Origin of the sequence: Pseudomonas fluorescens, from assembly GCF_041354075.1 — a bacterium.
Lineage (GTDB): Bacteria > Pseudomonadota > Gammaproteobacteria > Pseudomonadales > Pseudomonadaceae > Aquipseudomonas > Aquipseudomonas fluorescens_CE.
Map to the genome: position 1 here is coordinate 98,287 of NZ_JARZGC010000005.1, position 22,543 is coordinate 120,829.

At 63.2% G+C, this 22,543-nt stretch carries 22 protein-coding genes; 7 read left to right on the forward strand and 15 right to left on the reverse strand.

Annotated elements, in window-relative coordinates; translation table 11 throughout:
* The first annotated feature begins 7 nt into the window (after positions 1 to 7).
* On the forward strand, positions 8 to 811 hold the full coding sequence (locus QIW53_RS08355) for an N-acyl homoserine lactonase family protein (protein WP_371049171.1): 804 nt from the start codon (positions 8 to 10) through the stop codon (positions 809 to 811).
* Between the two features lie 115 nt (positions 812 to 926).
* Here QIW53_RS08355 and QIW53_RS08360 read toward each other — a convergent pair whose 3' ends face one another.
* The 4 genes from QIW53_RS08360 to QIW53_RS08375 all read right to left on the reverse strand — a co-directional run bounded on the left by QIW53_RS08360 (position 927) and on the right by QIW53_RS08375 (position 5,632).
* Complete coding sequence (locus tag QIW53_RS08360; RefSeq protein ID WP_371049172.1) at positions 927 to 2,357, reverse strand: aminotransferase-like domain-containing protein; 1,431 nt, start codon at positions 2,355 to 2,357, stop codon at positions 927 to 929.
* A 213-nt stretch (positions 2,358 to 2,570) separates the two neighbouring features.
* On the reverse strand, positions 2,571 to 3,275 hold the full coding sequence (locus tag QIW53_RS08365; protein ID WP_371049173.1) for a hypothetical protein: 705 nt from the start codon (positions 3,273 to 3,275) through the stop codon (positions 2,571 to 2,573).
* Positions 3,276 to 3,407: 132 nt separating this feature from the next.
* Positions 3,408 to 4,919: a sensor histidine kinase gene (locus tag QIW53_RS08370; protein ID WP_371049175.1), complete on the reverse strand. Its 1,512-nt coding sequence runs from the start codon at positions 4,917 to 4,919 to the stop codon at positions 3,408 to 3,410.
* Positions 4,916 to 5,632, reverse strand: coding sequence for a response regulator transcription factor (locus tag QIW53_RS08375; protein WP_371049176.1), 717 nt, complete (start codon positions 5,630 to 5,632; stop codon positions 4,916 to 4,918). The genes QIW53_RS08370 and QIW53_RS08375 overlap by 4 nt, the downstream gene beginning before the upstream one ends.
* Before the next feature lie 151 nt (positions 5,633 to 5,783).
* Here QIW53_RS08375 and msrB point away from each other — a divergent pair, with 151 nt between their 5' ends.
* Positions 5,784 to 6,302: a peptide-methionine (R)-S-oxide reductase MsrB gene (msrB, locus tag QIW53_RS08380; protein ID WP_371049177.1), complete on the forward strand. Its 519-nt coding sequence runs from the start codon at positions 5,784 to 5,786 to the stop codon at positions 6,300 to 6,302.
* A 26-nt stretch (positions 6,303 to 6,328) separates the two neighbouring features.
* The gene (gene msrA / locus QIW53_RS08385) at positions 6,329 to 7,036 is read left to right on the forward strand and encodes a peptide-methionine (S)-S-oxide reductase MsrA (RefSeq protein WP_371049178.1); all 708 of its coding nucleotides are present in this window, start codon (positions 6,329 to 6,331) and stop codon (positions 7,034 to 7,036) included.
* 8 nt (positions 7,037 to 7,044) lie between these two features.
* Here msrA and QIW53_RS08390 read toward each other — a convergent pair whose 3' ends face one another.
* Both QIW53_RS08390 and QIW53_RS08395 read right to left on the reverse strand, forming a co-directional pair.
* Entirely contained in the window at positions 7,045 to 8,058 is a 1,014-nt protein-coding gene (locus tag QIW53_RS08390; protein ID WP_371049179.1) for a sensor domain-containing diguanylate cyclase, read from the reverse strand.
* Between the two features lie 65 nt (positions 8,059 to 8,123).
* Positions 8,124 to 9,029 carry a LysR family transcriptional regulator gene (locus tag QIW53_RS08395; RefSeq protein ID WP_371049180.1) on the reverse strand — a complete coding sequence of 302 codons (906 nt, stop codon included), beginning with the start codon at positions 9,027 to 9,029 and terminating at the stop codon, positions 8,124 to 8,126.
* A gap of 100 nt (positions 9,030 to 9,129) precedes the next feature.
* On the opposite strand from QIW53_RS08395, the gene QIW53_RS08400 reads away from it, so the two are divergent.
* Entirely contained in the window at positions 9,130 to 10,305 is a 1,176-nt protein-coding gene (locus tag QIW53_RS08400; RefSeq protein ID WP_371049181.1) for an aspartate aminotransferase family protein, read from the forward strand.
* Positions 10,306 to 10,308: 3 nt separating this feature from the next.
* On the opposite strand, the gene QIW53_RS08405 is transcribed toward QIW53_RS08400, so the two are convergent.
* The 5 genes from QIW53_RS08405 to QIW53_RS08425 all read right to left on the reverse strand — a co-directional run bounded on the left by QIW53_RS08405 (position 10,309) and on the right by QIW53_RS08425 (position 14,163).
* Complete coding sequence (locus QIW53_RS08405) at positions 10,309 to 10,563, reverse strand: Txe/YoeB family addiction module toxin (protein ID WP_371049182.1); 255 nt, start codon at positions 10,561 to 10,563, stop codon at positions 10,309 to 10,311.
* Complete coding sequence (locus QIW53_RS08410) at positions 10,560 to 10,814, reverse strand: type II toxin-antitoxin system prevent-host-death family antitoxin (RefSeq protein ID WP_371049183.1); 255 nt, start codon at positions 10,812 to 10,814, stop codon at positions 10,560 to 10,562. The genes QIW53_RS08405 and QIW53_RS08410 overlap by 4 nt, the downstream gene beginning before the upstream one ends.
* Positions 10,815 to 11,120: 306 nt before the next feature.
* Entirely contained in the window at positions 11,121 to 13,040 is a 1,920-nt protein-coding gene (locus QIW53_RS08415) for an alkaline phosphatase D family protein (RefSeq protein ID WP_371049184.1), read from the reverse strand.
* A gap of 84 nt (positions 13,041 to 13,124) precedes the next feature.
* Complete coding sequence (locus QIW53_RS08420; RefSeq protein WP_192302674.1) at positions 13,125 to 13,382, reverse strand: hypothetical protein; 258 nt, start codon at positions 13,380 to 13,382, stop codon at positions 13,125 to 13,127.
* On the reverse strand, positions 13,372 to 14,163 hold the full coding sequence (locus QIW53_RS08425; protein WP_371049185.1) for an MlaA family lipoprotein: 792 nt from the start codon (positions 14,161 to 14,163) through the stop codon (positions 13,372 to 13,374). Before QIW53_RS08425 ends, QIW53_RS08420 begins: the two co-directional genes overlap by 11 nt.
* Positions 14,164 to 14,331: 168 nt before the next feature.
* Here QIW53_RS08425 and QIW53_RS08430 point away from each other — a divergent pair, with 168 nt between their 5' ends.
* Genes QIW53_RS08430 through QIW53_RS08440 form a run of 3 tightly spaced genes read left to right on the forward strand, consistent with a single transcriptional unit; the run spans position 14,332 to position 16,890 of the window.
* The gene (locus QIW53_RS08430) at positions 14,332 to 15,042 is read left to right on the forward strand and encodes a response regulator (RefSeq protein ID WP_371049186.1); all 711 of its coding nucleotides are present in this window, start codon (positions 14,332 to 14,334) and stop codon (positions 15,040 to 15,042) included.
* Positions 15,039 to 16,400 (forward strand): ATP-binding protein, encoded by a 1,362-nt coding sequence (locus QIW53_RS08435; RefSeq protein ID WP_371049187.1) that lies wholly within the window; start codon positions 15,039 to 15,041, stop codon positions 16,398 to 16,400. Before QIW53_RS08430 ends, QIW53_RS08435 begins: the two co-directional genes overlap by 4 nt.
* A 37-nt stretch (positions 16,401 to 16,437) precedes the next feature.
* Positions 16,438 to 16,890: a hypothetical protein gene (locus QIW53_RS08440; protein WP_371049188.1), complete on the forward strand. Its 453-nt coding sequence runs from the start codon at positions 16,438 to 16,440 to the stop codon at positions 16,888 to 16,890.
* A 132-nt stretch (positions 16,891 to 17,022) separates the two neighbouring features.
* On the opposite strand, the gene QIW53_RS08445 is transcribed toward QIW53_RS08440, so the two are convergent.
* The 4 genes from QIW53_RS08445 to QIW53_RS08460 are packed head-to-tail and all read right to left on the reverse strand — an operon-like array spanning position 17,023 to position 22,155.
* Positions 17,023 to 17,244, reverse strand: coding sequence for a formate dehydrogenase subunit delta (locus tag QIW53_RS08445; protein ID WP_371049189.1), 222 nt, complete (start codon positions 17,242 to 17,244; stop codon positions 17,023 to 17,025).
* Positions 17,241 to 20,123, reverse strand: coding sequence for a formate dehydrogenase subunit alpha (gene fdhF / locus QIW53_RS08450; protein ID WP_201196820.1), 2,883 nt, complete (start codon positions 20,121 to 20,123; stop codon positions 17,241 to 17,243). Before fdhF ends, QIW53_RS08445 begins: the two co-directional genes overlap by 4 nt.
* Positions 20,120 to 21,679: a formate dehydrogenase beta subunit gene (locus tag QIW53_RS08455; RefSeq protein WP_371049190.1), complete on the reverse strand. Its 1,560-nt coding sequence runs from the start codon at positions 21,677 to 21,679 to the stop codon at positions 20,120 to 20,122. The genes fdhF and QIW53_RS08455 overlap by 4 nt, the downstream gene beginning before the upstream one ends.
* Positions 21,679 to 22,155, reverse strand: a complete 477-nt coding sequence (locus tag QIW53_RS08460) for a formate dehydrogenase subunit gamma (protein ID WP_371049191.1) — start codon at positions 22,153 to 22,155, stop codon at positions 21,679 to 21,681. Before QIW53_RS08460 ends, QIW53_RS08455 begins: the two co-directional genes overlap by 1 nt.
* Positions 22,156 to 22,543 lie beyond the last annotated feature (388 nt).

The window sequence follows — 22,543 nt, forward strand, 5'->3', positions numbered from 1 at the left end:
GATGAACATGTCGATCCCTGTGTACGAAGTGTTCGCCATCCGAGTCGGCGCCAATGCCCAGCGCACGGCGCGGGAGAACTTTCTTTACGACGCTTGCTGCGGTGATCCGAACGCGTCGATGCCGCTGGATTACTATTTCTGGGTCATTCGCAACGAACAGCAGGTGATCGTGGTCGACACCTGCTTTCAACCGGCCACGGCCGACCGGCGCAACCGTCAGATGTACTGTCTGCCGGAACAGTCCCTGCGCCAACTGGACATCGATCCGGCAGCGGTCAGGAACCTGATCCTCACTCATCTGCACTGGGACCACGCCGGCAACCTGGGGCTGTTTCCCAACGCCACGGTGCACTTGCAGGAAGCCGAGCTGCGCTTTTGCACCGGCCCGAAAATGGCGCACCGCACTGTGAACAAAACCTACGAGGTCGAGGATGTGATGTCGGCCTTGCCACCGTTGTTCGAGGGGCGGCTGCGCTTGCATGAGGGTGTGGTCGAAGTGATGCCGGGCGTGACGCTGCACCCGGTAGGCGGGCATACGCCGGGCAGCCAGGTGGTGCGGGTCAACACGGCGCGCGGTTGGATTGTCCTGGCGTCGGACGCTGCTCACCTATGGGCCAACATTCGCCAGCGCAGCCCGTTTCCGATTCTCGATGACCTGGCGCAGACGCTGGAGGCGTTCAGCCTGATCGATGAACTGGCCGATGGCGAAGACCACGTCATTCCCGGCCATGACCCGCAGATCGCCGAGCGCTTTCCCCATTGGAATGAGGATCCGCACATCATTTGCCTGCATCTGAATCCTGCGGATTAACCCCTGTAGGAGCGAGCATGCTCGCGAAGAACGTCCAGGCACCGCGGGCAACCAGACAGCTCGCGTTATCGTTGGCGACCATCGCGAGCAAGCTCGCTCCTACAGGGGATGGTGGTCAGCCTTGGTTTTTCAGGAGCTGGCCCAGGGTCGCCAGCGCCTCATCGATCTTTGGCGAATACGGCGTTCCGCAGCCAATCCGCACGAAATGGCTGAAGCGCTGGCTGTTGGAAAAGATATCCCCAGGTGAAATCTGGATCCCCGCTTTCAACCCCTCATGAAACAACCGCATCGCCGAGCAGTGTGCTGGCAGTTCCACCCACAGCAGTGTCCCACCTCGCGGCTCGTTGACGCTGGTTCCCGGCGGGAAATAGCGGGTGATGGCCGCGCTCATGTGCTGGCGTTGCTGTGTCAGGGTTTTGCGCAAACGGCGCAGGTAACGTTCGTAGGACGGCGTTTTCATGAACGCACTGACCGCCAGTTGCGATAACACCTCGCAACCCCGGGATTGGCTGTGTTTGAGCATCTCCACGCGCTCATGCCATCTCCCCGCGCTGATCCAGCCCAGGCGCATGCCCGGGGCCAGGGTCTTGTTCAGCGAGGCGCAATGGATCACGTTGTCGCTGCGGTCCCAGTGCTTGAGGGTGGACAGCGGCTGCTCGGTGTCCACCAGGTCGCCATAGGTATCGTCCTCGATCAGCACCGTTCCGTAAGCGGCACACACGTGCACCAGGCGCGCCTTGTTGGCGTCCGGCATGATGCTGCCCAGCGGGTTTTGCAGGTTGGACATGACGATCAGCGCGTGAATGCGCTCGGGGCCTTGCAGCAGTTGTTCGAGCGCCAGCAGGTTGATGCCCGACTGAGCCGTTGCCGGCACTTCCCGAACGTGCAGGTGCAAGCTCTCGAGAATCTGCAGCAGGCCGTAGAAGGTCGGCGATTCCACGGCCACGGTGTCACCGGGTTGGGTGACGGCGCGCAACGCCAGGGTGAGCGCTTCGGTTGCGCCGTGGGTGATCACGATCTTCTCGGCGGGCAGCTGGGCTTTGGCGCTCAATGCCCGTCGAGCGAGTACGTTGCGCAACGCAAGGTTGCCGCAAGTCGAGCCTTCCGTGTCGAGCAAATGCGTGTCCCGTCGCAGGGCTTTGCTCATGTGATCCTGCAGGGTTTTCAACGGATAGAGCGACGGTGCGCAGTAGGCACTGGCCAGGTTGACCTTGATCGCCGCACCTTGGCCGGCCTTGAGCACCGACGACACTGGCGGGTGAAGGCCGATGTAGACGCTGGTGTCGAGGAGTGGAGGCGCCGGGGGCGCGGCCGCTTTGGCCGCGGCATCCGGCTGGCGAATGTAGTTGCCGGATCGCGGCCGGGCCTCCAGGACGCCGCAGTCTTCCAGCTCGCGGCACACCTGCACGGCGGTCGAGAGGCTGACGGCATGCTTTTCCATCATCAGCCTGATCGAGGGAAAGCGTTCGCCGGTTTTCAAGGTGCCGCTGCGGATCGCGTCGAGGTAATGGTTGGCTAACTGACGGTACAGGGGAAGCGTGTGCATGATGACCTCAGCAAACGCACCACTGAAGTCTTGGGGCTGGAAAGAGAGTTGACGTTCCCCGCAGGCGGACCCGTGGTGCTCAAGGGTGAAGGGAAGTGTTTAATGGTGTGTCGGTACTCTGAGCGTAATCGGGCTTTTGCAGGAATCGCGGGCAATAAAAAGCCCCGCTCGATGGCGGGGCTTGAAGGTCTGCGGCGACCGGGGTGCGGGGGGTTACTGCGCGGCGATGCTGTAGCCATCGAAGGCGGTTTGCTGTTGAAGCGCGGTGATGATGTTCTTGCGGTTGACCGCTTGTTCGGTGCCGGCATTGTCGAGGAACGTCTCGCTTTCCAGCTCCGCCTCATCGCCTTCGCCGACGAAGGCAAAACCGAGGAATTCCAGCGCTTCACGGTCAACGCTCAGGCGCGAACGCGGGGTGCGCAGTGGCAGGGTGACGCTGATGCCGTCCTTGCTGATGGTGAACACTTCGGCTTCTTTCTTGGCGCGGGCCGCCTTGCTCTTGCCACCGCTCGGGTTGCTGATGGCCTGATGCGTCTGGTTCAGCACTTTCAGCGCCAGGCCGTAGACGATTTCCTGGAACGCCGGATCGTCCTTGAAGCTGGACAGAATGCGGCTGATCGGGAATTTGCTGCTCAGGTCCTCGAGGGCCGCGATGTCGGCGGCTTCAGCGTCCTTGAGTTGCTTGAGCTGGCCCATCAGTTCGTAGGCGGTGTCGTCGTCGAAGCGGTCATGCGCCTGGCGAATCGCGGCACGCAGCTCGCGGATCTGGTCGCTTTCCCGGGTGGACTGGAAAGCGTCCAGGACCATCTCGCTGATGGTTTTGGCCTGGGGCACATGCTGTGAAAGATTGATGGAGTTTTCGTATTCCGCTTTGGACGACAGGGTGACGATGGATTCAGCGGTATTGGAATCGGACATTGAAATTTCACTACTTTTTTCAGCTTGAAGAGAAGCGAGAAAGCGCAGGGGCTTTTTCCGGCCGACTAATCTATTGGACCGGGGCGGGGTTGTCACGAAAAGACCGACGGACCTGTGGGAGCAAGCCCGCTCCTACAGGGAATTCAGGTTCATCGAGCGCACGGCCCACTGTTCGGCGATCTGTTGATCCACCGGCAAGGTGAAACGAAAGGTCGCGCCGCGCCCCGGCACGTCGACCAGCTGGATATCGCGGCCATGCAATTGCAGGATCCGATGCACGATGCGCAGCCCCAAGCCGCCGTCGCGACGGGCGCCGCCGATGTTGAACGGGCGCAGGAACAGGCCTTCACGCAGTTCCGCAGCGATTCCCGGGCCGGTGTCGCTGACGGTCACTTCGATGAACGCACCCTGGGGCCGCAGGCTGAGCTCGATATCTCCACCTTGGGGCGTGTGGCGCAAGGCATTGTCGAACAGGTTGGTCAGCACCCGTTCGATCAACCCCAGGTCGGCGCAGGCTGCCGCCACGTTAGGGGCGAAGCTGGCCTTGAGTTCGACCTGGCGCGCTTCGGCGGTGAGTTCGAACTTCTGGAAAATGTCCTGCACCAGGTCGGTCAGGGAGAAACGTTCGAGCACCGGCTGCACAAAACCATGCTCCAGCCTCACCAGTTCCAGCAGCGACTGCGCCAGACCGCCCACCTTGCGGCTCTGATCCAGGGCGATGCCCAGGTATCGGCGCCGGTCGGCGGGGGACAGGGTCGCGTCCTTGAGCGACAGGGTTTCCAGGTAGCCATGCAACGAGGCCAGGGGCGTGCGCAGGTCGTGGGAAATGTTCGCCACCAGTTCACGGCGTTCCTGATCCTGGCGGGTCAGCGAACGCCATTGCTCGCTGAGCCGCGCCTGCATCTGCCGGAAGGTCGCATCGAGGATGGCAATTTCGTCGTGACTGGCACCCTTGTCCGTCGGGGTGGCCGGCGCAGGCGCGCTCGGAACGCCATCGATGTCGAACTGGCTGACGGTGTCGGTCAAGCGTCGCAAGGGCCGGGTGATCAGCGCAAAGGCGGCAAGACCGGCAATCAGGCAGAGCAGGGCGACAAGGCCGATGGACAGCAAGGCGGTATTGAGGGCCGCACTGGTGGCGCCACGTTCGGCGAGGCGATCGTGGTCCTCGCCGAGCAGCACCACGTACAGGTAACCGGCGGGTTGGCCGTCGACCTTGAGCGGTGCCGCGCTGAACACCTTGCGCGCATCGGTGCTGCGCGGGTCGTCGCCGAGAATCGGCAGGGCGTCGCCCTTGAGCAGGCGCTGGATCGGTGCCAGGTCGACCCGGTCGCGGTGGATCCGCCCCTCGGGCGCCGCGCTGCCGACAATCCTGCCCTCGGTGTCGAGCAGATAGACCTCGACGCTGGGGTTGACCTGCATCAGCTTGCTGAACAGGTCGCGCACGGCATTAGGCATCAGGCCCTGGGTGTCCATCAGCACGGTGTCACGGGCAATGTGCTGGGCAAGGTCGCGGGACAACCCTTGCACCACTTCCTGCTCGTGCATCTGGTTGGCGCGCACCTGCATCCAGGCCGATGTGCCACAGCACACCAGCAGCAGCACGGCGAACACCAGCGACAGCCGCTGCGTCAGGGTCAGCCTCATGGCTGTTCCTCCCGCGCCGCGAACTTGTAGCCACGGCCCCACACCGTGAGGATGCGCACCGGCTCTGCGGGGTCGGCCTCGATCTTGGCGCGCAGGCGATTGATATGGGTATTGACCGTGTGTTCGTAACCCTCATGGCTGTAACCCCACACCGCATTGAGCAGGTCCATGCGCGAAAACACCTTGCCGGGCTGGCGGGCAAAGAAGAACAGCAGGTCGAATTCCCGGGGCGTGAGGTCCAGCCGTCGGCCCTCCAGTGACACTTCTCGGGTGATCGGGTCAATGGCGAGCCCTTCGATCATCAGGCTGCCGGCGTCCATCTTCAGGTTGCGCGCCATGGCGTCGACCCGGCGCAGCAGGGCCTTGACCCGGGCCACCAGCTCGAGCATGGAAAACGGCTTGGCCAGGTAATCGTCGGCGCCGAGTTCGAGCCCGAGAATCCGGTGCACTTCGCTGGAGCGCGCGCTGGTGATGATGATGGGGGTATAGCGGGCCATGGCGCGGGCGCGCCGGCAGATTTCCAGGCCGTCGACGCCGGGCAGCATCAGGTCGAGAATCAGTGCATCCCAGCTTCCTTGCTGCAGCAGGCGCATGCCCTCGTTGCCGTCGGCGCAGTGCACCACCTCGAACTGCTCATCGCGCAGGTGCAGGCAGATAAGGTCGGCGATGTGCAGGTCGTCCTCGACCACGAGGACGCGTTTGGTCTGTTCCATCCAGTTCAATCCTTCGACGCAATGAGCGCATTGTGCGGGTTTTTCCAAGCCGGAGTTATCACGAATTATTTAACTTCTCGTGAGGATTTGGCGATCAACCCAAGCCTAGGCTGTGTTCCATCAAAGGCACTTTGGATTGTTGGAGGCGGCCATGTTTTCACGGCGACAATTTCTGCTCGCGGGCGGTGGGCTGGGGGCTGCAGCCCTGGTGGTGGGTGTATTGCCAAAATTTGCCGCGACGTCTGCGCTGGTGAGCGCAGCCAGTGCCGAGGAGGTTTTCGAGGTGACGCACAGCGACAGCGAATGGCGGTCCCTGCTCAGTGCCGAGCAATACGAAATCCTGCGTGAGGAAGGCACCGAGCGCGCCTACAGCAGCCCGCTGAACGACGAGCACCGTGAGGGCACCTTTGCCTGCGCCGGTTGCGAGCTGCCGCTGTTTTCATCGCAGACCAAGTTCGACAGCCGCACCGGTTGGCCGAGTTTCTGGGCGCCACTGGACAAGGCGGTCGCCACTCGTCAGGACCGCACCTTCGGCATGCTGCGCGAGGCCGTTCACTGCCGGCGCTGCGGCGGCCACCTGGGGCATGTCTTCGATGACGGGCCCAAACCCACCGGCCTGCGTTACTGCATGAACGGCCTGGCCATGACCTTCAAGCCGCAGGCGGTTTAAAACGTTGTTCATTCGGAGTCAGTCTCATGAAATCCTTGTTTACCTGGCGTCGTACCCTGTTGGGCCTGGCGGCCGCCGGCATCGTCGGCCAATGCTCGGCGTTCTCTTTGGGCGGTGCCGAAGACGCTGTACTCCTGCCGCCTCCCGCCCTGGATGAAAACACCCAGGCCCACAGCGAAACGGCGGTGTTCGCCGGTGGCTGCTTCTGGGGTGTGCAAGGGGTCTTCCAGCATGTCAAAGGCGTGAAGAACGCGGTCTCCGGTTATGCCGGCGGCGCCGCGAGCACCGCGCAATACGAGCGGGTCAGCGAGGGCGATACCGGCCATGCGGAGTCGGTCGAAGTCACCTTCGATCCCACCCAGGTCAGCTATGGCACCCTGCTGCAGATCTACTTTTCCGTGGCGCACAACCCCACTGAACTCAACCGCCAGGGCCCGGATCATGGCACCCAGTATCGCTCGGCGATCTTCGTGCAGAACAGCGAGCAGCAACGCGTCGCCCAGGCCTACATCGCGCAACTGAGCGCGGCCAAATCCTTCGAGCAGCCGATCGTGACCCGGCTGGAAAGCTACAACGGGTTCTACCCGGCGGAAGCGGAACATCAGGATTTTCTGACCGAGCACCCGACCTATCCGTACATCGTGGTCAACGATCTACCGAAAGTGGCGCAGTTGAAGCAGCTGTATCCGCAGCGCTATCAGGAACAACCGGTGCTGGTGAAGTCAGGGCGCTAGGGCAGGGTTCAGCCGGAAATCACATCCTTGCCCGCCACCTTCGAGCGGTACAACGCTTGGTCGGCCCTGGCCAGCAAACCGGTCTGCTGTTCTTCGTCGAAGCGCTGGACCACGCCGAAGCTGAGGGTCAGTTGATAATCGCCCACGGGGGGCAGATCGGCGAGATGCTGGCGAATGGTTTCGGCGAGGGCCCTGGCGTCGGCCAGGGGCGTGTCGGGCAGGATGATGATGAATTCGTCACCGCCCCAGCGCACCAGCAGGTCGCCCTCGCGCACGCACTGTTTGACCCGCTCCACCACCCTCACCAGCGCGGCGTCGCCGAGCGCGTGGCCATAGTGGTCGTTGATGTTCTTGAAGTCGTCGATGTCCATGGCGATCAGCGACAGCGGCTGGCGAAAACGTTGCGCGCGATCACATTCCTGGGGCAGGGCCGTGCTCAAACGATGGCGGTTGGCCGTGGCGGTCAGTTGGTCGGTTTGTGCCAGCTTGCGGTTTTCCTCGAGCTGGGCCTGCAACTGCAGGTTCACGCGTGACAATTCCTGAGTGCGTGCCTCGACGAGGGCTTCGAGGGACTCGTTTCTTCGTTCAAGGGCTTCGACCAGGCGTTTCTTGTCGTCGACGCTACGGTGTGCGCCGACCATGCGCGCGACGGAGCCATCGGCATTGCGGGCAATCACGTAGCCACGGTCTTCGATCCAGATGTAGCGGCCGTCCTGCGTGCGGCAGCGATACTCGGCGTGATAACTGGCCGAGCGTTGATCCAGGTAAGCGTCGAACAGCGCCATGACCCGCGAGTAATCCTCGGGATGCATCACGCTTTCCCAAGTCAACACTGTGTTTTCCAAGGAGTGAGGTGCGTAGCCGAGCATTTCGTACCAGCCGGGATTGCGGTAGACGAACCCGGTGTTGGCGTTCCAGTCCCAGATGCCATCGCTCACCAATCCCATGATGGTGTGCAGTGTCTCTTCGTTCAGATCCGACAGGTTGAACTTGAGCGATTCAATGTCCGACGCCTCATTCATCATCGTTCTCCCCAACGAAGCTGATTCGCGTGTCGAGCAGATTAGTCGAAGGCGCGTTCAACCGGCTAGTGCTTGCCCCACTTCCGCATGGCAAAGTCGACGAAACTGCGTAACTTCGGCAAACGGTAGCGATCCTGCGCATACATCAAGCTCATGGGCCGGCTCGGCGGCAGGAAGTCCGGCATCAGCGCAATCAGCTTGCCGTCCTTGAGGTCCGGTTCCACCAGCGCGTCGGGCAACACCACGATGCCCATTCCGGTGCGCGCCGCCTGGTGCAAGCCGGCGGAACTGTTGATCAGCATCGGACCGTTGACCGCCACCGCAATTTCGCCATCGGGCCCGCTCAGGCGCCATTGTTTTTCCACCGAATGCCAATCGTCGCCTGCCGGGTAAGCGAATGACAGGCAATCGTGATGCTGCAGGTCATCCGGCGTTCGCGGGGTGCCGCGCCGCGCCAGATAGCCCGGTGAGGCGCACATCGTCAGCGGGTAGTCGATGAGGGGGCGTGCGATCAGGTTGGTCTGCTCCATGTGGCCGAGGCGGAATGCCACGTCGAAGCCGTTTTCCAGCAGGTCCGGGCGGCGGTTGGTCAGCACCACGTCGAGTTTGACCCGTGGGCACAGCAGGGCGAACTCACTCAGCGCCGGCGCCAGTTTTTCCGTGCCGAAGGTCAGCGGTGCGGTGATCCGCAAGGTGCCGCTGGGCTCATCGAGCGCCTGCTCGGCCAGACGCTCGGACTCGGCCACCATGCCCAATACTTCCAGGCAGCGCTGGTAATACGCGCTGCCGAATTCGGTCAGTCGCTGGCGCCGTGTCGTACGGTTGAGCAGGCGTACGCCCAGGCGTTGCTCCAGCGCCCGCAAGTGATTGCCGACCATGGTGGTGGAGATTTCGCAGTGCAGCGCGGCGGCGGTCAAGCTGCCGGTTTCCACCACCTTGACGTAAACGGTCATTGCCTGGAACAGATCCATTATCAAGCCTGACTTTAAAATGATTGAAGTTTTGCAGAGTTTATCCAGTTCAGGTGGCTAACCATACTGGAAAAACACCCACCTGATGGAGCCTGATGTCATGACCGCCGCCTGCCTGATGAGCACTTACCAACCACTGGCCTTGAGTTTCAGCAAAGGGCTGGGCACGCGTCTGTGGGATCAGGCGGGGCGAGAGTACCTGGACGCGGTGGCGGGCGTGGCGGTGACCAATGTGGGCCATTCTCACCCCAGGATCGTCTCCGCCATCAGCGAACAGGCCGGCCTGCTGCTGCACACTTCCAACCTCTACAGCATCGACTGGCAACAGCAACTGGCGCAGAAACTGACCCGTCTGGCAGACATGGAGCGGGTCTTCTTCAACAATTCCGGTGCCGAAGCCAACGAGACTGCGCTGAAACTGGCGCGTCTGCATGGTTGGCACAAGGGCATCGAGCAGCCGCTGGTGGTGGTCATGGAAAATGCGTTTCACGGCCGCACCCTCGGCACCCTGTCCGCCAGCGATGGCCCGGCGGTACGCCTGGGCTACAACCAGCTGCCGGGGGATTTTGTCAAAGTACCCTTTGGCGATCTCAAGGCTCTGGACCGTGTACGCAAGGCCCATGGCCCGCGCATCGCGGCGATCCTGATGGAGCCGATCCAGGGCGAAAGTGGCGTGCAACCGGCACCGCCCGGCTACCTCAAGGCCCTGCGCGAGCTGTGCAGCCGGCATGGCTGGCTGCTGATGCTCGACGAAATCCAGACCGGTATCGGTCGCACCGGTCAGTGGTTCGCCTTTCAGCATGAAGGCATCGTGCCGGACGTGATGACCCTGGCCAAAGGCCTCGGCAATGGCATCCCCATCGGCGCCTGCCTGGCCCGGGGCCGGGCTGCCGAGCTGTTCACCCCCGGCAGCCACGGCAGCACGTTCGGCGGCAACCCACTGGCCTGCCGCGTCGGTTGCACCGTGCTGGACATCATCAAGGAACAAGGGCTGCGGGAGAACGCGAGGGTGCAGGGCGAACGCCTGTTGGAGAAATTGCGCATCGAACTGGCCGACGACCCCAACGTCCTGGCCATTCGCGGCCAGGGCCTGATGATCGGCATCGAACTCAAGCAACCGATCCGCGACCTGGCCCTGATCGCCGCCCGCGACCACGGCTTGCTGATCAACGTGACGCGCGGCAAGACCATCCGCCTGCTGCCGCCATTGACCCTCGACGAGCGTGAAGTGGAGATGATTGTCAGAGGGGTGGGGCGGGTGGTGCGGGAGGCTTGAGGTTCAATAATGATATCTGCACATGACAATGCAGATTTCACCTTCCTCAATGGCGTAGACCAACCTGTGCTCGGCCGTAATCCGGCGCGACCAGAAGCCGCTGAAATTGTGTTTGAGCGGCTCTGGTTTTCCCAGGCCATCGAAGGGTTCGCGCTGAATGGATTTGATCAGCAGGTTGATTCGCTTGAGCCCGGCCCTGTCGTTTTGTTGGAACCACAAATAGTCTTCCCAACCTTCGGGAGTGAATTCGATATTCATTCTTCGATAAGTTGCCGGGTTTTGGTTTTCCCTGCGCGAAGGCTACCAATCGATTTGATCAGGCGTTCAGCATTGGCTGGAGATCGCAGCAGGTAAGCAGTCTCTTCGAGAGCGTTGTACTCCGCCAGGGACATCATCACCACCGGCTCGCCTTTCTGGCGTGTGACCAACAAGGGAGCACGATCCTCGTTGACCCTGTCCATGGTTTCGGCAAGGTGCGCGCGTGCGGTGGTGTAGTTGATGGTTTGCATGTTGTGGTCCTCGCTCAATGCGATGACCGTACAGAAATGTGTACAGGTTGACAAGGCGATACCTACCAGTGGTTGCTACGCAGACGACGTATCTGCGTTTGTACTGAAGTATCGCTGAAGCCGCTTCGAGACGTTTCTGTGACTGATGTAGTCCTGGTCTCAGAGTGAGGTCGCCCGCAGGTACGGGCTTGCTCGCGATGGTCGATAAGGACTACACGGGCTGCCTGAATACCCGCAGCGCCTGGTTGTTTTTCGCGAGCGGGCTCGCTCGCACAGGGTTGTAGGCAGAGGATTGGGTGCGGGGGCTCAGTCCTGCGGCTGGGGCGCGACCATTCGGGTTTTCGGTGAGCCGTCGGCGTTGAGCTGGAAGATATCCTGAGGCTGGCCCTGTTCGTTGAAGAACACCTGGCCGATGCCCGCCGAATTCCACAACCGCTCGCCCATTTCCGCGTGCTCCGGTACATGCGGCACGATGCGCATCAGCCGGCGTTTGGTCAGCCAGTTCAGGGGCGAGCGCGGCGAGTAAAGCCAGCGGTTGAGGCGGTCGAACCATTCCAGCAGGCTCGGTGGAAATTCGTTCTTGATGCCGCTGCTGGTGATCTGCCAGATCCTCGGACCGGCCTTGCGGTGGCGGATCAAGACCTCGTAGACGAAGGAATAATGCACGTCGCCTGACAGCACCACGTAATTACCCGGTGTGCGCGAGTGTCGGAAAATGTTCAGGATCACCTGCGCCGCGCCGCGATGGGCCATCCAGTTTTCGGCGTCCACCAGCAGCGGGTAACCGAACCAGCTGAACACCCGCTGCACGGTCTCGATCAGCTTCACGCCGAACACCGGGGCCGGCGAAACGATGATCGCCGACGGGTGATCGAGCAGTTCCTGTTGCAGCTCGCAGAGGGCTTCCCAGTCCAGCAGGCCGGAGGGTTGCTTGAGGTTCATTTCGCTGCGCCAGCGCCGGGTGCGGGTGTCGAGCACCACCATCGCCGGGGTGGTGGGCAACACGTAATGCCAGTGCTGGAACTTCAGCAGCTCGTCGATCAACGCATCTTGCACCGGGCTGTCGAGGTAGCCGTCCTGCCCGGTGGCGATGACACCGCCGGCCCTTTGCAGCAGGGCGCCGAAGGCATCCGGGTTGTTACCCCAGCCCTGACACAGCAGGTAGGCGATCAACGCGTTGCCGATGATGCGCTTGGAGAACGGGTGGCCGTAGGCCGTTTCCTCCCATTGCGCGGAGAGATTCCAGTCATCGGTAATGTCGTGATCGTCGAAAATCATCAGGCACGGCAGATGCGCAAAAGCCCGCGCGACGCCACCCAGGCCGGCCTTGAAGGCATCGATGCGCGTCTGCTCCAGGGCATAACGTTCACGGCGTTCGGGAATCAGCTTCGGCGGTTTGGGCGCGATCAGCGTCCAGGGCGTCGGCGACCACACCAGCAGGTACATGGCCATGACTTCGGCAAACGTCACCAGGTGGTTGTCGGCACTGCTGCTGGTGAAAATCGGCTTGCGCGCGCCACCGAAAAATCGCTCGCGCAGGGTTTCGTTGCTTTGCAGGGCCGGTAACAAATCCGCACGGTGGTAGTAACTGGCCGGGTGCTCGTAGAGCTTGGCGCTGTCGCTCACCACCGCGCCTTCGAGGTGTTCGCCGAATAGCCCCAAGCGCTCGATCAACGCATGGATCGCCCGCAGCATCGGCCCCGCGACATCGTCGGCATACACCTGGTCGCCGCTCATCATCAACAGCGCCGGGCGCTCCGTCGCGGCGTGCTCGGACGCCAGCAACTGATCGACGCAGAGCAAGCCGTCGACCGCCGGGTAGTGCGGTTTGCGGCAGGAGCCGTGCAGCAACTGGTCGATCCGCGAGCGCAGGACGAAATTCGGGCGGCCCGCTCCAGCGTACAGCAGGTGCGGCGCCCATTCGGCCATGCCGCTCACCTCGTCGATCAGCAGGTCGTACTCGATCAGTGTGTCGCACGGCAGTGGCGTGTCCAGCGGCACGTCGATCAAGTGGACGAACGCGTGAGCGCCGACCGGTATGACGGTGCACTGTCCGGCATCCAGGCGAACATCGTCACGGTGTTGCAGACGCAGCGTCAGCGCCAATGCCCGGCTTGCCACCAGCCACATCACCAGCCGTGAAGGCTCTAGCCGCCGCAACAGCGGGCCGGCCAGGACGGGAGGCAGGGGTTGATCAGCGGCGAGGGTTGGCAAAGGCATCGACATCCGGGTTCTTCGTACACAGAAACGCAGGATGATAACGCAGCCGATGTCAATGAAACGTAACGGGCTTGAAGACATCGGTCGCTGTCACGAACCGGGTGTTTTCGCCACCTCGACCTCGCCATGGGCCACCAGCCAACGGAACAGGTCGCTCACCGACACCGTATGGCTGCGCTCGATCCAGCGCACCAGCGCCGGGCCGTAATGCTCGGTATAGCGGCTGAGCACCAGTTGCCGGCAATCCGGCGACAAGCGCAGGGTGATTTCGCGGCATTGCAACGTGGCTGGATCACGCCAGGTCACCCGCTGCTGCAGAATCAGGCTGTTGCCGGTTTCAGAACCCATCGTTCGGTGCTCCTGTGCAGTGAGGTGGGGTCTGGTCGGGCGAGCCTTGCCTGCCTTCCAGCACGTACGCCGCTCGGTGCTCGGCGACCACGTTGCGCAAGGCGCTGTAGTAGTCCGGCAGTTTCTTCAGGCTGTCGGTCAGTGGCAGGGCCTCGGCGCGACCATCGACGATGCCGCCGACCGTGTCGACGGTGGACAGGGTGTCCACGGTGTCGCTGTTGTTGCCGAACGGACTCACCACAAAGTTCAGCACCCGGCCGGCGGCATCCCGGCTGTTGGAGGTGCCGAACAGCGGCAATTCGACAATCGGGCCATTGCCGATGCCCCATACGCCGAAGGTCTGGCCGAAGTCGGCGTCGTGGCGGGCGATGCCCAGCTTGCCGGAGACGTCGATCAAGCCCAGCACGCCCACCGTGGTGTTGAGCACGAAACGCCCCAGGGTGTTGACCGAGCGCCGCGGGTTGCCTTGCAACAGGTCATTGATGAACACCTTGGGCTCGCCGAAGTTGGCGACGAAGTTATGCACACCGGTCTGGAAAAAATCCGGCGTGTACCGATAGCCACGGGCGACCGGCGCCAGGGCGTAGTCATCCACCACCCGGTTGAACGCGAAGACGCCACGGTTGACCGGCTCTGCCGGGTCGTACACGGAATAGGCAATGTCGGCGCAACTGACGTCGGCGGTGGACGGCGACTGGCTGCTGCAACCTGCCAGCCCGGCGGTCAGCAGGGCAATCGAAGTGGTGCGGGTCAGCCACGGAGCACATTTTGAAGGCAACATGAACGCAGGTCTCGGAAGGAATTCGCCGTGATCCTGAGCCCCATGCCTTGCGCAAAGATGTCCGGTTTATTGCGCCGCTGACGTTTTGTTGCACGATTGAAATATATGACGCGCCGCCGTGAATGGTTTTAGATGACGGCTCCTTTCGCGCCCTTGAAGTGAGCCTCGGTGAACAGCCTGTTAATCGTCGACGACGATGTCGAAGTCCTCGATCTGCTGAAAAAGTTCTTCGTCCAGCACGGCTACGGCGTTGAGGTCGCCAGTGACGGCGCGTCGCTGTGGGCGGCCATCGAACGCCAGCCGCCGGACCTGATCATTCTTGATGTGATGTTGCCCGGCGACAGCGGGCTGATCCTGTGCCAGCAGTTGCGCATTCGGTACGCCCTCCCGGTGATCATGCTCACCGCCATGGGGGAACTCAGCGACCGCGTGGTCGGGCTGGAACTGGGCGCCGACGATTACCTGACCAAGCCCTTCGATGCCCGCGAACTGTTGGCCCGCGTGCGTGCGGTGCTGCGCCGGGTGGACGAGCGCCGCCCGCTGGCCCAGGAGCGGCCACGGCCGCTGATCGATTTCGCCGACTGGCACCTGGACGTCACGCGCCGTGAACTGCGCTCGCCGGACAACGTGATGATCCCGCTCTCGGCCGGCGAGTTCGACTTGCTGCTGGTGTTCGTCGAACACCCGCAGCGCATCCTCACCCGTGAGCAATTGCTGGACCTGGCGCGCGGGCAGCGCCACGATGCCTTCGATCGCAGCATCGACGTGCAAGTCAGCCGCCTGCGGCGCAAGCTGGAGTCCGACACCAAACGCCCGGCGATGATTCGTACCGTGCGCAACGGCGGCTACCTGTTCACCCCCAGCGTGACACGGCGATGAACGGGCTGAAACGGATTCGTCGGGACACCGTGGCGCGCTGGATCGCCTTGACCATCATCCTGGCCATGCTGATTTCACTGGCGCTCAACGGCCTGTTTATCCAGTTGGCCGGGGTCTGGGCGCGCCCGCCATTGACCGAGACCGGCCTGCTGGAAAAAGCCGCCGCCGTCACCCGCGTGATCGATGCCGCCCCGGCCGTGCAACGGGGCAAGTTGGCCAGCGCCGCCAGCGAAGACGGTTTCATCGTCACCTGGCACCCCGACCGACAGACGATCAAGGTGCCCCCGGTGGATGACCCGATATCCGAGGAAGGCTCGAACATCCTGCAACCTCTGCTCAAGTCGGCGGGGCGGCACGTCGAGGCCTATGAGCCCAGCGACTGGCCCGAGCCATCGCCGGACGCCCGCTACATGCTGTTGATCGAGTTGTCCGACGCCTCGTGGCTGATGTTCTCGCCGCCCACTCGCAGTTGGGGCCTCGACGAGACGCCGCGCTACCTGATCGTGGTCCTGCTGGTACTGATTTCCACGGCGCTTGTCGCCCTGATCGCCACCCGGCGCCTCGCCACCCCGTTGCAACACTTCACCGAAGGCGCCCGCCGTTTCGGCGCGGACTTTCGCGCCCCGCCCATCGAACCCCTCGGTCCCCAGGAAATCCGCCAGGCGATTCTCGCGTTCAACGCGATGCAGGCCCAGTTGCAACACTTCATCCGCGACCGCACGCAAATGCTCGCCGCCATCTCCCACGACCTGCGCGCGCCCTTGACACGCATGCGCTTGCGCGGCGAATTCATCGAAGACGCCGAGCAGCAGCGACGGCTGTTTCGTGATGTGGATGAAATGCAGGCCATGATCAATTCGGCGCTGGAGTTTTTCCGCGATGATGCGCGACTGGAACCGGCGACCCAGTTCGACCTGGCGGAACTGCTGCACACCTTGCTGGATGACTATCGCGATCAGGGGGTGGAGATTGACTTCAATGGCCCGCAACGGCTGGTGTACTTCGGCCGGCCGCTGGGGCTTAAGCGGGTGATGACCAACCTGCTGGATAACGCCATCAAGTACGGCAGTGAACCGAAGATCGAGTGGCTGGCCGGGAGTGAGCAGGTGCGGATCAACGTGCTGGATCGCGGCCCGGGCATTGCGCAGGACAGTCTGGAGCAGGTGTTCGTCCCGTTCTTTCGCGTGGAAGGCTCGCGTAACAAAAGCACCGGCGGCGTCGGTTTGGGGTTGTCGGCGGCGCGGGCGATTGTGTTGGAGCATGGAGGGGAACTGACATTGCGCAATCGGTCAGAGGGCGGGTTGTCAGCGCGGGTGGTGTTGCCGGTACACCCGAGCGCAGGTTTCGAACTACAGTGAAGCATCCGGGCAACGTGTTGATCAGAGGAGAGCGTGTGTGAACAAAACCATCCTGTCGGCCCTGGCCATCTTGCTGCTGGCGCAATCACCGGCCTACGCCATCAACGACAAGTACCGCAAACAACTGGAGCAGTCGGGTTGCACCCAGGTGAGTGAGCTCGAGGGCTGCGATATCCACAAGTCCAAAGCCGAGAACGCCAAGGCCGGGTTCAGCAACCCCGCAACGGACAGCGCCAACACCCAGACGCCCTACGCCGGGCAATGGGTCGCCAAGAGCACGGCCGGCGCAACCGTGGCCACCATTCGTATCGATGCCAAGGAGCAGGTCTGGGTCAACGGCCAGCGGGTCAATGCCAAACGCACCGATGGCGCGCTGCAATTCAAGCAAGGCAAGCTCACCTTCACTCTTCAAGGCGACCGACGCCTGGTGGGGGAGGATTACTGGACCGACAGCGATGCTGGCACCAAGGGGCCGATCGAAATCGAGTAACCCCTGCCCGTGGGAGCGGGTGTCTCATGTGGGAGCGCGCCTGCTCGCGATGAGTGTCCGGGCAACGCGGGCACTCGGATCGCCCGCGTTATCGTTGACGCCCATCGCGAGCAAGCTCGCTCCCACAGGTGTTCAGGCTTTCCAGCCCGCCTCGCTCACCGCTGTCTGCACCAACGGATGCAAATCCGCCCCCTGATGCTCCGTCTGCCAGGCCAGCAGCTCCATGCGCATGCCCGGCGTCCAGAACATCTGCAGGTGGTTGCGCACGCTGAGCACGGCTTGCTGCTGGTCCGGTTCGTTGGCGAAATACAGGGCGATCTGGTTCGCCATCTTGATCAGGTTGGCCGTGCTCATCGGCGCACCTCCGCTTTATCGCCCCGAGCCTGACGGCGTTCCTTGAGCAAACGGTCCTGCTCATCGCTGAAGGCCTGGTAGCGTTTTTGCCACTCGGAAGGGTGGTAGACGCGGCTGACTTCCACGGCCGTGACCTTGTACTCAGGACAGTTGGTCGCCCAGTCCGAGTTGTCGGTGGTGATGACGTTGGCACCCGACTCAGGGAAGTGGAAGGTGGTGTACACCACGCCCGGGGCCACGCGTTCGGTCACCCTTGCGCGCAACACGGTCTGCCCGGCTCGGCTGCCGATGCCCACCCAGTCGCCTTCGTTGATGCCACGGCTCTCGGCGTCGGTCGGGTGGATTTCCAGGCGGTCTTCGTCATGCCAGGCGACGTTCTCGGTGCGCCGGGTCTGCGCGCCGACGTTGTACTGGCTGAGGATGCGCCCGGTGGTCAGCAGCAAGGGATAGCGGTTGTTGACCTTCTCTTCGGTCGCCACATACCCGGTGAGCATGAAACGCCCCTTGCCGCGCACGAACTGCTCGATGTGCATGGTCGGCGTGCCGTCCGGTGCCGCCGCGTTGCACGGCCATTGCAGGCTGCCGTGGCGATCCAGTTCGGCGTAGCTGACGTTGGTGAAGGTCGGCGTCAGGCTGGCGATTTCATCCATGATTTCTGACGGGTGCCGGTAGTTCATCGGGTAACCCAGGGCGTGCGCCAGGGCCACGGTGCCTTCCCAGTCGGCCTTGCCGCCCAGCGGTTCCATCACCTTGCGCACCCGCGAGATACGTCGCTCGGCGTTGGTGAAGGTGCCGTCCTTTTCCAGGAACGAACTGCCCGGCAAAAACACATGGGCGAACTTGGCGGTTTCGTTGAGGAAAATGTCCTGCACCACCACGCACTCCATGGCCGACAGGGCCGCCGTGACGTGCTGGGTGTTCGGGTCGCTCTGGGCGATGTCTTCGCCCTGGCAGTACAGACCTTTGAAATGGCCGGCCAGCGCCGACTCGAACATGTTGGGAATACGCAGGCCCGGATCGGGTTGCAGCGTGACGTTCCACGCCTGTTCGAATTGCGTGCGCACCTCCACGTTGGAAATGTGCCGGTAGCCGGGCAACTCGTGGGGGAAGGAGCCCATGTCACAGGAGCCCTGCACGTTGTTCTGCCCGCGCAGCGGGTTCACGCCCACGCCTTCGCGGCCGATGTTGCCGGTGGCCATGGCCAGGTTGGCGATGCCCATCACCGAGGTGCTGCCCTGGCTGTGCTCGGTCACGCCCAGGCCATAATAGATCGCCGCGTTGCCGCCGGTGGCGTACAGCCGGGCCGCCGCGCGGATGTCGGCCGCCGCCACGCCGCAGATCGGCCCCAGCACTTCCGGCGAGTTTTCCGCGCGGCTGACGAACTCGCTCCAGCGGGCGAAATCGCTGCCCTCGCAACGGGCGTCGATGAACGCCTGATCCTGCAGGCCTTCGGTGATGATGGTGTGGGCCAGGGCGTTGAGCATGGCGACGTTGGTGCCCGGACGCAGCGCCAGGTGCAGTTCGGCGCGGGCGTGCACCGAATCCACCAGGTCGATGCGCCGTGGGTCGATGACGATCAGGCGCGCGCCTTCACGCAGGCGACGCTTGAGCTGCGAGCCAAACACCGGGTGCGCGTCGCTCGGGTTGGCACCCATCACCAGAATCACATCGGCCTGCATCACCGAATCGAAACTCTGGGTGCCCGCCGATTCGCCCAGAGTTTGTTTCAAACCATAGCCGGTGGGCGAGTGGCAGACCCGCGCACAGGTGTCGACGTTGTTGTTGCCGAACGCTGCGCGCACCAGTTTCTGCACCAGGTAGGTTTCTTCGTTGGTGCAGCGGCTGGAAGTGATGCCGCCGATGGAGTCGCGGCCGTATTTTTGCTGCAGGCGCCGGAACTCGCTGGCGGCGTAGGTCACCGCTTCGTCCCAGCTGACTTCCTGCCACGGATCGTTGATGTGTTTGCGGATCATCGGCTTGGTGATGCGATCCGGGTGAGTGGCGTAGCCCCAGGCAAAGCGTCCCTTGACGCAGGAGTGGCCGTGGTTGGCCTGGCCGTTCTTGTCCGGCACCATGCGCACCAGCTGGTCGCCCTTCATCTCGGCGCGGAACGAACAGCCCACCCCGCAATAGGCGCAGGTGGTGATCACGCTGCGTTCCGGCTGGCCCATCTCGACCACGCTTTTCTCCATCAGCGTCGCGGTCGGGCAGGCCTGCACGCAGGCACCGCAGGACACGCATTCGGAGTCGAGGAAGTTCTCGCCACCGGCCGCCGAAATCCGCGATTCGAAACCGCGCCCGGTCACGGTCAGGGCAAAGGTGCCCTGGGTTTCCTCGCAGGCGCGCACGCAGCGGTTGCAGACGATGCACTTGCTCGGGTCGTAGTCGAAATACGGGTTGGAGGTGTCCTTGACGTCGGCCAGATGGTTCTCGCCTTCATAGCCGTAACGCACCTCGCGCAGGCCGACCTGGCCGGCCACGGTCTGCAGCTCGCAGTTGCCGTTGGCCGAGCAGGTCAGGCAATCGAGCGGGTGGTCGGAGATGTACAGTTCCATGACGTTGCGGCGCAGGGTCGCCAGTTTTGGCGTCTGGGTGTGCACCGTCATGCCTTCGCTGACCGGTGTGGTGCAGGACGCCGGATAACCGCGCATGCCGTCGATTTCCACCAGGCACATGCGGCAGGAGCCGAAGGCTTCCAGGCTGTCGGTGGCACAGAGTTTCGGAATGGTGGTGCCCATCAGCGCGGCGGCGCGCATCACCGAAGTGCCTTCGGGCACGCTGATGCTGCGGCCATCGATGTTCAGGGTCACTTGCACCTGGCTGTCGCGGGCCGGCGTGCCCAGGTCGATATCGGTGTTCGGGTCGAAGAGAGTGATCATTGCTCGGCCTCCGAGGCGTGCAGACCGAAGTCGGCAGGGAAATACTTGAGGGCGCTGACCACCGGGAAGGGGGCCATGCCGCCCAGGGCGCACAGCGAACCGTATTGCATCGTGTCGCACAGGTCCTTGAGGATGATCGCCTGCTCATCGCGACCGCTCTGGTCCGGGGCCGCCAACAGGCGATCGATCACCTCCACGCCCCGGGTCGAGCCGATGCGGCATGGCGTGCACTTGCCACAGGATTCCTCGGCGCAGAACTGCAGGGCGAAGCGCGCCATGTGCGCCATGTCCAGGCTGTCGTCCGCCACCACCACACCGCCGTGACCGAGCATCGCGCCGATGGCGGCAAACGCTTCGTAGTCCAGAGGCGTGTCGAACTGCGAGGGCGGCACCCAGGCTCCCAGCGGTCCACCGACCTGTGCCGCTTTCAGCGGTCGACCACTGGCCGTGCCGCCGCCGTAGTCTTCCACCAGTTCGCGCAGGGTCAGGCCGAATGCCCGCTCCACCAGGCCGCCGCGACGAATATTGCCCGCCAGTTGAAACGGCATGGTGCCCAGGGAACGGCCCATGCCGTAATCGCGATAGAACTGCGCACCCTTGGCCAGAATCAGCGGCACCGAGGCCAGCGTCAGCACGTTGTGCACCAGCGTTGGCTGGCCGAACAAACCCTTGAGCGCCGGAATCGGCGGCTTGGCGCGCACGTAACCGCGCTTGCCCTCCAGCGAATCCAGCAGCGCGGTTTCTTCGCCGCAGATATAGGCACCGGCGCCGACCCGCACTTCCATGTCGAACGCCAAACCGCTGCCGCCGACATTGCCGCCCAAATAGCCGGCAGTGCGAGCCAGGTTCAGCGCCTGGCGCAACACGGCCACGGCATCCGGGTATTCCGACCGCACATAGATATAGCCATAGGTCGCGCCGACCGTGATGCCGGCAATGGCCATGCCTTCGATCAGCAGGAAGGGGTCGCCTTCCATCAGCATGCGGTCGGCGAAGGTGCCGGAGTCGCCCTCGTCGGCGTTGCACACGATGTACTTCTGCTCGCCCGGCGTCGCACGCACCGTGCGCCACTTGATCCCGGCCGGGAACGCCGCGCCGCCACGTCCCCGCAGGCCGGAGTCGAACACCGCCGTTGCGGTCTGTTCACCCCCCAGCGCAACGGCGTTGTGCAATCCTTCAAAACCGCCGTGCGCCCGGTAATCGTCCAGCGACAGCGGCCGGGTGATACCGGCACGGGCGAACAGCAGGCGCTGTTGGGTTTTAAGATAAGGCAATTCTTCCACCGGCCCCAGGGCCAGCGGGTGGCTCGACGCATCGCCTTGCAGCGCATCGAGCACCGACGGCACATCGGCGGCAGTCAGCGGGCCAAAGCCGATACGGCCTTGCGGGCTGTCCACTTCCAGCAGCGGCTCCAGCCAGTAAAGGCCTCGGGAGCTGGTGCGATGCAATTCCAGCGGCAGGTTGCGTTCCTTGGCCTGGGTGATCAGCGCCGTGGACACCTCATCGGCGCCCACCGCACGGGCCAGCGAATCTGCCGGCAAATAAAGGGTCGGCATCACGCGTCCTCCCGGCAGGTATCGAGCAGGGCATCCAGACGCTCGGCACTGAGCCGCGCATGCACCCGGCCATCGAGCTCCAGCGCCGGCGAACAGGCGCAGGCACCCAGGCAATAAACGGGGCGCAAACTGATGTTGCCGTCGGCGCTGCTGCCGTGGTCATCCAGTTGCAGGCGCTCGCGCAACTGTGCGGCCAATGCCTCGGCACCACGGCTCTTGCACGACTCGGCGCGGCACAAGCGCAGGATATGGCGGGCCGGCGGCGCGGTACGGAAGTCATGGTAGAAACTGATCACCCCGCGCACCTCGGCCTGGCTCTGGTTCAACGCGTGGGCAATCTCGGGGACGGCGGCATCGGGGATGTAGCCGATGCGCTCCTGGATATCATGCAAAAGCGGCAACAGCGCACCCGCAGCGCCGGCATGGCGCTCCAGCAAGCTGTTGACCACGGACAGGTGCAAACTCTCATCAGGCATTCCAGCAATCCTCACGGTCACGGACGAACCAGATGGTTGTCGGTTGTCCGAAAGTGTCGGCTGCGGCACTCACACCACGTCACGGTATCGTGGCATCTTCAGGCCGTTGGCCAGGGCACCCTGAATGGGCATCTTGTTGTGCCCGACACGGTCTTCGCCGCGCCTCCAAAGGGCATAAAAGGCAGAGTGCCACGGCGCCCTGGGTTTAAACGCACCAAAGCGACGTGTTCAGTTCTGTCTACGACTATCCATTGAGTCTAGATGAGAGTCGCCAAGGGCGTGTCCCACCGATCCAATGCCCTGCGGGCCTGTCGATGGGGCTTTATAACAGGCGTTCCATGACAGAAGACAGCATCAGATCCGGAGTCAATTTCCCGGATCAGACCGA